Source organism: Rhizobacter sp. P3_B12 (assembly GCF_056402895.1).
In genome coordinates, this window is sequence record NZ_JBFUGN010001577.1 from 1 (window position 1) to 837 (window position 837).

Sequence of the window (837 nt, forward strand, 5' to 3'; positions counted from 1 at the left end):
GTCCGACAGGTCGGGCCGGTGGCATTCCTGCGTGTGCACCACCAGCACGCCCATCGCGCGGCACAGCGCCACCAGCTCGGCCGCGGCCGGCACCACCGGCGCGAGCAGCGACACGTCGTTGCCGAGCGCCGCGCCGAAGCCGCCCGGCTCGATGAAATCGCGCTGCATGTCGATCATCAGCAGCGCGGTGTGCGCCGGCTCGAACTCGAACGGGCCCGGCAGGGCATCGACCTGGATCATCAGTGGCTTCCCCCCATGTGATGGCCAAGCACGTGGCGGTCGGCGACGCGCGCATCGGCCTCGTGCACGATGCGCCCCTCGCTCATCACCGCGATGCGGTCCGACAGCGCGAGCAGCTCGTCCAGGTCCTCGCTGATCAGCAGCACCGCGCCGCCGCGGTTGCGCACGTCCATCAGCCGCTGGTGGATCTCGGCGACCGCCGCGAAATCGAGCCCGAACACCGGGTTCGAGACGATCAGCACCTCGGCCTCGTCGCTCAGCTCGCGCGCCAGCACCGCGCGCTGCACGTTGCCGCCGCTGAGCGCGCGGATCGGCGCCAGCTCGCTGCGCGTCTTGACGCCGAACTCTGCGATCAACCGGCGTGCGCGCTCGCGCAGCACCGAGGTGCGCAGCCAGCCACCGCGTGCCGCGGGCGCGCGGTCGAAGGAGCGCAGGCCGATGTTGTCCGAGACGCTCAGGTCGCCGACGCAGGCGTTGCGCAGCGGCTCCTCCGGCAGGCTGCGCACCTTCAGGCGCTGGTTCTGCGCGCGCGTCGCGGCGAAGCGCTCGCGCTGCTCGCCGTGGCCGACCCACACCTCGCCCGACACGCGCCGACGC

Annotated in this window: 2 protein-coding genes; both read right to left on the reverse strand. The window is 72.6% G+C overall.

The window, feature by feature from the left end; genetic code table 11:
* Positions 1-240, reverse strand: a 240-nt coding sequence (locus AC1D01_RS36980; protein ID WP_477874828.1) for a cysteine hydrolase family protein, incomplete at its 3' end; no start/stop codon positions are given.
* Positions 240-837: ATP-binding cassette domain-containing protein (locus AC1D01_RS36985; RefSeq protein ID WP_477874830.1), on the reverse strand; the 598-nt coding region annotated here is incomplete at its 5' end. The genes AC1D01_RS36985 and AC1D01_RS36980, both read right to left, overlap by 1 nt.